Raw genomic sequence first — 1,507 nt, 5'->3', positions numbered from 1 at the left:
CCCCCCCCCCTTTATTAACAGCAGTATTAGGCTTAAAGGTTTTAAGCTACCAAGAAATGCTTAGGCGGAGCGCCGCCAATTGCTGAGTTTGGCCTTTCATTGTTTTACTGCTATTGCCTCTCTGTGGCGCTTGCTCCACCGATTCAAAGTGTGTGTCTTCAGCCAGTGATGGCGCACCGTTTGGTTCAATCGCTTGATGTAAGCATTCTGAGTAGGCTTGCCTAGCTGAGTATAGAGTAAGCTGATTTCTTATTTCTCTGCCCAATGCTTTAGTTCCTCGGAAATGGGCTATTGTCACATCGCATAGCGTTCGGCTTGCCTGGCCAATCTATCACCTGTTCAAGTGAGAGAATCATTCGCTTGGATGCTAGAGACAGATCAACACCCCTCGCTAAGCTTTCGCGGTTGTAGTCTTCTATTATGTTGAATTTTCGAGTGCTTCTTCCATCTACTAGATTGTCAGACATAAAATCCATCGACCAAATTTTATTGATTTCGCACGGAATACTTAGCGCATCTGGTTTATCTCGCTTGATGCGGAGCTTATGTTTGATGCGAAGGTTCAGTTAAAGACCTTAGTAAATGAGATACACACGTTTGTGGTTCCACTTGTAACCCTTTACGCTGCGTAAATAAAAATATAAGGGCTTGAACTCCCAGCGCCTGCGTGTTGTGTTTTAGCGGATCTGCTAGTTTGGGATATATAGTTTTCCCGAGGAAAGCTATTGGCTAATAGAAATTGCAGCTTTCACTCTTCCAAAGGCAAATAGCTGCCAGTCCCATGCAAAGCGTCGCTTCTTCACCAAGGGTCTTGCCATTTGCTTTCGCTGCATTGGCCTTAGAGCCTACCCACAAGCGCCTCAATACGAATTTCGGCTTTAATGCGCTCTTCGGCGTACTTCTTTTTTTCAAAACGCCAATTTTTGTCTTCTAGTTCTTTCAGACATTTCTTCATCGACGCTTCCATACCATCTTACTTTGTCGCACTGTATTGTAACTTGTCGCAGTGATTGTGATTTCCAACAGCCTCCACCAACTAGTGCTACGCCTGAAGCTGTATGATGCGGTGAACGCACGGGCCGCTCTCCCCAGGTAGGACGTTGCTTACCGGCCAATGAATAAAGGGCTGCCACTTGCAGGGCCTCCTGCTCAGTTAATGGTGGCAATAATCCTACAAGACGATGCGCTAGCATACTCTTGCCGGTACCTGGCGGACCAAACAACAGTAAATTATGGCGAGCGCTGGCGGCAACCTCCAGTGCTAAGCGGGCCATCGGCTGGCCTTTTACATCGGCTAAATCTAAATAAGTGGGCAGGGGTGTGTCTTCACCGGGTACAGCTTTGGGAAGCGCTTGTGCTTGATTGATGCTTGCCACCACTTCGACAAGTGTTTTGGCATAAAACACCGCCGCTTGTTTGGCTAGGCTCGCTTCTTCGGCGTTATCTTTGGCAACTAATAGATGATGGTTTTGCGCTTGTGCCGCCATGGCAATGGGCAAAATGCCTT

Annotated in this window: 2 protein-coding genes; both read right to left on the bottom strand. The window is 47.3% G+C overall.

Features of this window, described 5'->3' with window-relative positions; translation table 11 throughout:
- Positions 1 to 96 precede the first annotated feature (96 nt).
- A complete protein-coding gene (locus DUW71_RS18125; protein WP_119396560.1) occupies positions 97 to 246 on the bottom strand; it encodes an integrase core domain-containing protein in 150 nt (49 codons plus the stop codon).
- Between the two features lie 662 nt (positions 247 to 908).
- Positions 909 to 1,507, bottom strand: a 599-nt coding sequence (locus DUW71_RS17445; RefSeq protein ID WP_199671257.1) for an ATP-binding protein, incomplete at its 5' end; no start/stop codon positions are given.

Source organism: Salinibius halmophilus (assembly GCF_003577475.1).
In the GTDB taxonomy this organism is placed as follows: Bacteria; Pseudomonadota; Gammaproteobacteria; order Pseudomonadales; family Natronospirillaceae; genus Salinibius; species Salinibius halmophilus.
This window is presented reverse-complemented; position numbering and strand designations above follow the sequence as displayed.